Source organism: Vibrio owensii CAIM 1854 = LMG 25443, from assembly GCF_000817815.1.
Lineage (GTDB): Bacteria > Pseudomonadota > Gammaproteobacteria > Enterobacterales > Vibrionaceae > Vibrio > Vibrio owensii.
This window is the reverse complement of record NZ_JPRD01000075.1, coordinates 1-6,955: the sequence shown is the minus strand read 5'-3', so window position 1 is coordinate 6,955 and position 6,955 is coordinate 1. Positions and strand designations below refer to the sequence as shown.

Genomic DNA, 6,955 nt, shown 5'->3' with positions numbered 1-6,955 from the left:
TGCGATGGTAACACCACCTGCTCTAACGACCTTCGCCGTGAGAACGAGGCGTACTTTAACGGATTAAGATTCTAGGTCAACAACAAATTTTATCTTTTTTATTCATGCGGTTAAAAAGCAGACTCAGACGAGCACTCTTCAGTCAATTCGATCATTCCCTAAACACATCAAACCATTCCAACCCTGCTCTTCAACTGCTGTTACTCAATCATCGCTTTTCTTTCTAGTTAATGTCAGAAAGATTAAAAAGAGAAATCTATCAACAACTTTATAAATTACTCCCGCAAGCAATCTCATTTATAGGAATTAAAATTATCATTATTGTACTCCGGTAACACTTCACTGATCGGATGTGTTGATCGTTATTATTCATCCCGTTAATCATACCTTTCGAGCAAAAGTGATTTTGATGTTTGTATTTTGCTTATTACCACTTCGCTATTTTTGGCGAAACTAAACATTCAAAGGTTGATAACATCATGAATAAAATGACAAAACTAGCCGCACTCGCAGTGGCAATGGCTTTACCTACCGCTTCCAACGCAGCTATTGGTGATTACAAAGTTGTCCTCATCCACGGATTTCAAGCCGATCAACTGCAAACTAAACCTGCGTCATCGCAAGTTGAAACCGAAGGTGCGGATTATTGGAAAGATTATTGGATGCAGTATGCCGATGCTCGCATTGATTGGCCCTCTCATGAACGAGTTGAAGGGAAAATTGCTAGTGATTATGTATGGCCGAAACTGCAAGAGCTCTCAAGAAACGGGACTTGCCAGCCGGGCTGCGTCTTGGTAACCCACTCAACTGGCGATCTAGTTGCAAGACATCTGCTCGACAACCAAGAAAACTGGTTAACTAACGCTGGGCTCTCTCCACTCAACATTGTCGCGACTTTCGACTTTGCAGGTGCTGGTGGTGGATCAGAGCTGGGCGATATCGTTATTAACATCACTGAAGGTGGTGGCTGGACAAACAGTGCAATGCGTTATGCGATTTCACTCTGGCTTGGCGATATGCCATCAAAAAACAACACCGGTGTATTGAATGATCTAAAAGTGTCAAACGCTCGCCAAATAGCGATGTTACCAGACCACCGTATCCCTCGAATTCGTTTTGTTGGTAACGGCAGCGACTACCTAAAAGCGACCGCAAGCTTCTTGCCCGGAAAAGACGATGGTGTTGTAGCGGCGCATTCATCATGTGGCGCTTCAAGCTCAGGCAGTTTCGATAGCTGTTCTACTAATCTAGCTATGGACGGAAAAATGGCTTCTCAAAGTAAAGGAGTGGCTAGCTTTATGCCAAACCACTACTCGTTCATCATGGGTAACGGTTATAGCCACAGCGAAGTCATTGGGTCGAAACACAAAGGTAAAGTCACCTCCAGTAATACGTCGATTGCCTTAGCGGATGGAAAATCGGTAAGCGTTGACAGCTACCAAGAGAATGGATGGTTTGGAAACAAATACATTTACGTTCAAGGTTCTCAAAACGACACCATGTCGGAAATCGCTGTCGGCCTGTAAAGCGTCGTAATAAGCAAACCAACGAGCCAAGTTTCATGCTTGGCTCTTCTCACACAAAGCACGATGCAAGAGATGGATTATGAGTAACAAAAAGCCAATTGCCATTGCGGCTTTCGTTTTGATTGGGGCTACGGCGTTGTTTCTATCGCAACAAAATCAAGACGACGACTCCGCGAAGCAACAACAAGCCCAGCAGAATCAAACGGCTGCTTTACCCAAGCCAACACAGAGCGAAACCATCATTCTGGAAAACTCGTCATTACCTCCCGAAGAAGACAGCGTCGATGTGATTGAAGATATGGTTTCATCCCATGACTTATCTTTGATCGCAGAACGTCACGAAAAGGTCTTACAGTATCCAACCTACTCTACTCCCATCACCGATAAGAACAGCCCGTATCTGGACTGGAATCATTTTGAAGAGGTCTCTGTTCCAGTGTTGAATGGAGAAGCCAAAGCAGCATTAAGCTTGGACAAATATCGTCATTTTTATCCAGACAAGATTGATGTTCGCTTAAAATCATCGGCAAACTACGTGACCGCGTCACTCGACATTATTGACGTAGAAAGCCAGCAAACCCTCACCACTCTTCCTGTTCAAGAGAATGGTTGGCAAATAACACCAGAAGCAAACTGGCCACAAGAATTAAGATTGGTGGCACGGATTAGCTTTGAGCAAGGTGAAGATGTCATCAGTGCGGATTTACGCCTTTATCACTCTGTAGCTAGCATTATCAATGTAGACCAAGCATCATCGAATAATTCCGACATGGTGATTCCTATTACGGTTCAAGTCGACAAAGCGGGAATCTATCGAGTTCGTGGCAGTTTATATCAATCAAGCGGATCGGCAGTCGCCTCTTTAGTACAAAAGAAACAACTTGCTGAAGGAGAACAAACCGTCGAGCTAAAAGCGTTCCACAATGTATTACCCAATGGCAGAGCCGAGTATGAACTTCGTGACATCATGATAGAACGCATGTCTGGTTTCCCAGGTGAAAAAGCACAGTATGGCCAAAGTAAAGCAGAGTCTTATCCTATTGGATCATTTGATTCGAATACCCTATCCGATGAGCCTTATGAAATGAGTGATAAAGAAAAGCAACAGCTTGAATTCCTTCACCAAGCCGCCAAGTAGCCGGAATATTTGTTGGCTGAAATAGGTAGAACTAGTCGTCACCTCCTAAAATTAAACCATGTTTGATGTGGGAGGATGGCGATGAAGCTTCTCAACAAGAAGGTTGCTGACTTTAGATTGAGTGCAGATTCGGATCTGAGCTTTCTTTTACCCCGTCATCTAATGCATGAATTCGACTACGCAAGAACACTCGAAAAAGGCGTGGTTGCCGAAACGGAACCTGAGTTTAACCATCAGTATCGAGTCACTTTACGACGCATTCGCTCTCTACTGCTGCTTCTTAAGGCTAATTTCTGCCCCTTTGAATTCAAACTGCTCAAGCCCCACTTAAAGTTACTCATGAAGCAGACCAACACATTACGCGACTTAGATGTGTTTCTCATCGATAGAGAGCATTACTTAAATAGAGCACCAGAACACAGCGACAAATTAGCGTCGGTTTTTGACGTGATTGAAACGCAACAAATCGAAGCACTCACATCGGTTAGGCAATGGCTCGCCTCTGATTGCTATCTCAAAACCTGCGTCATGATTGAAAACAGCCTTCGCCGAGCATCTCAATATGAGGCGGACAATGTCCAATCCATTGTTGTTTGTTCGAACAAAAGGATCCTCCACCACTACAAGTTGGTAAGCAATGCATGTAAAGGCTTGCACAGAAAAAGCAACGATGGTGAAGTTCATCAATTGAGGATTGAATGTAAGAAGCTCCGTTACTTGCTTGAATACTTTGCTCCTTTGTATGTTCCTCACAAAGGCCACCTTGGAATACAGCACAGAGCGAATGTAAAACAGTTGAAGCAACTTCAAGACCGCCTCGGTGCGTTTAACGATACTTCCAATCAGCTCGACTTCTTTCGTAAGCAACAAAACGATAAGCAATTCACCAAGCCACAGCGTAAGGCGATTGGTCAGCTATTAACATTGGTAGAAAAAGACCATCAATCCGCCAAGCTGGCGATTTTCGCTGACTTAAAAACCTTCAAACGTGAGATAAAGAGAAGCGATGCTCTCACCATTTATGCTTAGTTTATGCCCAAGCCATAAAAATAAACGCTATAGGCTGAGCTGTTTATTTTGCCTTTCCATACAGGTTCATGTTCTTTTCATATTTGACGTCTAGAGTTTGAAATTAACTAAGACAAAGAACAACAACGTGAAGCCTCTAAAACGATACCAATACGAACGCTACGCCGTACTCTGCAACCTTGCCTACCCCAGAGTCTTTAAACAGACCCGCTATGGGTTCGATCCTAATGGACAGCGCATCATTAAAAACGAGTTTGGCAAAACCATGATTCGTGTTTTATGGAGTAAAAAGCGCACAGAAGTCGTTGTTGTCATCAAGGGCTCACACAGCATTAGCGATTGGCTTTTGAACTTTGCCATGTGGACTCGTAGCTGCAAGCGCCTTGGACTTAACTATCGCATCCATGCAGGTTTCTACCATTTGTTATTTCAAGAAAGCCAACCCTCTCGAAATGAGGACCGTCTTGGTTTGAGCGTGATTGAACGACTAGAAGCCACCGTCGTACCGCTGATTCTACAAGGCAAACGCATCACCATTACTGGACATTCATCGGGCGGCGCGATTGGTAGCGTGTTTGCCGATTATATCGAACGAAAGTACCCCAAAAGCATCAAGCGAGTAGTAACGTTTGGTCAGCCAGCAATTGGTGATTGGGCATTCAAAAAGCGATATAAGTTAGGACACAAAACCTATCGAATCTGTTGCGACATCGACATTGTTACCTTTATGCCTCCGGTACCTTTTCTCTACTGGCATGTAGGCAAAATGCTTTGGCTTTATAACGGTAGGATTTACGAGAACACACCAACGTTGATGCGGCTTGGACGCTCTTTGGTAAGTTGGTTGATACGCCCTTTTTCTTACCACTTGATGAGTAAGTACATTCGAAACAAAGACTTCTTTGATGAGCGGTAATCCATTGCTTCGCGCAATCAGGAAAAAGGAGCAGATACAAAAAGAGCCAGAATTAAACTGGCTCTTTCTTCTTGGTTCAGAATTACAAAGACGCAATTTCTTTATCAAGTTGGTATTTGTTGTCAGTAACGATACGCTCTAATACTTCGACGCGCTGTTTTAGGTCTTCTATTTGTTTATTAAGACCATCTCGCTCTTCTTTATTCATCTGCTTACGCTCAGAAATTTCGAGCGCTCTTACTTCTTTTCGATGATTGAGAATCAGCTTAACGATACCACCACCAAATATTGCACCGAATACAATCGCAACAATCAAAACGTCAGCCATAGATTCCTTTCCTTAATCTGCCTACTGATAATGCTCAGGTATAAAGTTACGCATATGTTTCATGAATATCAAACAAGACATTGATTAAATGCGCACTATTTTCGAAATTGGTCACACCTGCAATTCTGCGAGCCTGATTATTTAACGCCGACCCAAACAGAAACTGAACCACCGTTCACTGGGAACTCTGCCCAACCGTTGGCGTCAGTCCAGACTTCTTCGGTACGAATACCTAACTTATCGACGTAACGCGTACTCGGTGAACCTGTGTACATCCATTTTGTTCCGCCAGGGCCATCACTCATGATAACCGCCATTGAGTTCGGGTGTTCCGCATCCCCTTCTCGTGTCCAACCAATCACATCCCAGTGATCAAGGTAGGAGTGCTGCTTGCCATAAGCATAATCTTTACGGGCTTTCACCAACTGCTCAATGTACGGCACTTTCACCATATTGATGTCGTGTCCTTTATCGCTGTATTGTGCGCCGTAGTAATCCGCGTAGAACACTGACGGATAACCTTCTTCACGAAGCAAAATGAACGCGTACGCAAGAGGCTTAAACCACCAATCCACCGGAGACTCCAGCGCTTGCAGTGGTTGCGTATCATGGTTCTCGACCAATGTTACCGCTTTCACTGGGTTGTCCTTCATCAAGGTGCCATCCATGATACGGCGCATATCGAAGTTACCACCCGAGCGTGAAGCGTTATAGAAGTTCATGTGTAGCGGTGCATCAAACAATGACATGCTGCCAGAGGTCTTAGTGATAAAGTTGTGCAGATTGTTCACGTCGTAGTTCCAGTACTCACCCACAGTAAACAGTTCTTTGCCTGTCTTCCAACGCAAGTAATCGATCCATTCTTGTAGGTACTGGTATTTGATGTGTTTAACCGCGTCCATTCGGAAACCATCCACACCCGTCATGTTTAGGTACCACTCGCCCCAGTCTTTTAGCTCTTGCTTCACTTCTGGGTGGTCCATGTCTAAATCTGCGTACATGAGATAGTCGTAGTTGCCTTTTTCAGAACTGACTTCCCAATCCCATGCTTTGCCATCGCCTTTGAATTTGAAGATCGCTTTTTCTTTACCTGCGTCGTCCCAGTCGACCCCATCAAAGTGATACCACGTCCAATGGAAATCTGAGTATTTGTCGTTACGCCCCGGGAAGCTAAATTCGACCCATGCTTCAATCCACTTGTCGCCGAGCTCAATATTTCGGTTGTTCCAATCGACTCGCTTGGTGTCGACCCACGATTTACCATCCGCACCGCCACGGTGGTTAAACACCACATCACCATAAATTTGAATGTTGTTTGCGTGTGCCGCTTTGATGGCATCGAGGTATTGGTCTTTAGTACCGTATTTGGTTCGCACCGATCCTTTTTGATCAAACTCCCCCAAGTCATACATATCGTAAACGCCATAACCGACGTCGTTGCTGCCACCAGCACCTTTATAGGCAGGCGGTAGCCATAACGCGGTAAAGCCGTTGTCCGATAGTGCTGGCGCGTTGTTTTCTACTTGTGTCCAGAGTGCACCGTCATTTGGCACATACCAATGGAAATACTGCATCATGGTTCCATTTTGAGCCGCCATTACCGGCGAACTGAGCAGCAAAGTTAAAGGTAAAAGTGTGGGTTTAAGGTTGAATGTTTTCATTATTTTTCTCTCACGTTTTAGGACGAAGCCCGAACTTAGAGAGCCGCAAGACAGGTAGAAGAAATCCAACTAACCGTCTGTTGTACAACAAAAAGTTCGGACTACAATCGTGGAGAAATTATCACCAATCACCCTCTACAATTATTGAGATGTGTAACATTTATAAAATCAATAACCAATTGAGTGCAATTATTGAATCTCGATCAAATAATCAGGGAGGAGATAATAAGTAAACAGCAGAAAGAGGGATTAACGCGCGTCGATTTCCATTGCGCTAAAACGAAGAAAGCCCGTCATAATGACGAGCTTTCGAAAAGAATGGAGGCGCCTCCCGGAATCGAACCGAGGTCCACGGAT

At 44.3% G+C, this 6,955-nt stretch carries 6 protein-coding genes; 4 read left to right on the top strand and 2 right to left on the bottom strand.

Annotation, left to right across the window (positions count from 1 at the left end; all coding sequences use genetic code 11):
• The first annotated feature begins 479 nt into the window (after window positions 1-479).
• The 4 genes from H735_RS28245 (at window position 480) to H735_RS28230 (ending at window position 4,609) form a co-directional block, all read left to right on the top strand.
• On the top strand, window positions 480-1,526 hold the full coding sequence (locus H735_RS28245; RefSeq protein WP_027726871.1) for a hypothetical protein: 1,047 nt from the start codon (window positions 480-482) through the stop codon (window positions 1,524-1,526).
• Window positions 1,527-1,605: 79 nt separating this feature from the next.
• Window positions 1,606-2,664: a hypothetical protein gene (locus H735_RS28240; RefSeq protein ID WP_020198185.1), complete on the top strand. Its 1,059-nt coding sequence runs from the start codon at window positions 1,606-1,608 to the stop codon at window positions 2,662-2,664.
• Between the two features lie 81 nt (window positions 2,665-2,745).
• Window positions 2,746-3,693 carry a CHAD domain-containing protein gene (locus tag H735_RS28235; RefSeq protein ID WP_020198186.1) on the top strand — a complete coding sequence of 316 codons (948 nt, stop codon included), beginning with the start codon at window positions 2,746-2,748 and terminating at the stop codon, window positions 3,691-3,693.
• A gap of 127 nt (window positions 3,694-3,820) precedes the next feature.
• Window positions 3,821-4,609: a lipase family protein gene (locus H735_RS28230; protein ID WP_020198187.1), complete on the top strand. Its 789-nt coding sequence runs from the start codon at window positions 3,821-3,823 to the stop codon at window positions 4,607-4,609.
• Between the two features lie 82 nt (window positions 4,610-4,691).
• Here H735_RS28230 and H735_RS28225 read toward each other — a convergent pair whose 3' ends face one another.
• Together H735_RS28225 and amyS are read right to left on the bottom strand one after the other, a co-directional pair.
• Window positions 4,692-4,937, bottom strand: coding sequence for a hypothetical protein (locus H735_RS28225; protein ID WP_005440998.1), 246 nt, complete (start codon window positions 4,935-4,937; stop codon window positions 4,692-4,694).
• 137 nt (window positions 4,938-5,074) lie between these two features.
• Window positions 5,075-6,598 carry an alpha-amylase gene (gene amyS, locus H735_RS28220; protein ID WP_005440999.1) on the bottom strand — a complete coding sequence of 508 codons (1,524 nt, stop codon included), beginning with the start codon at window positions 6,596-6,598 and terminating at the stop codon, window positions 5,075-5,077.
• Window positions 6,599-6,955 lie beyond the last annotated feature (357 nt).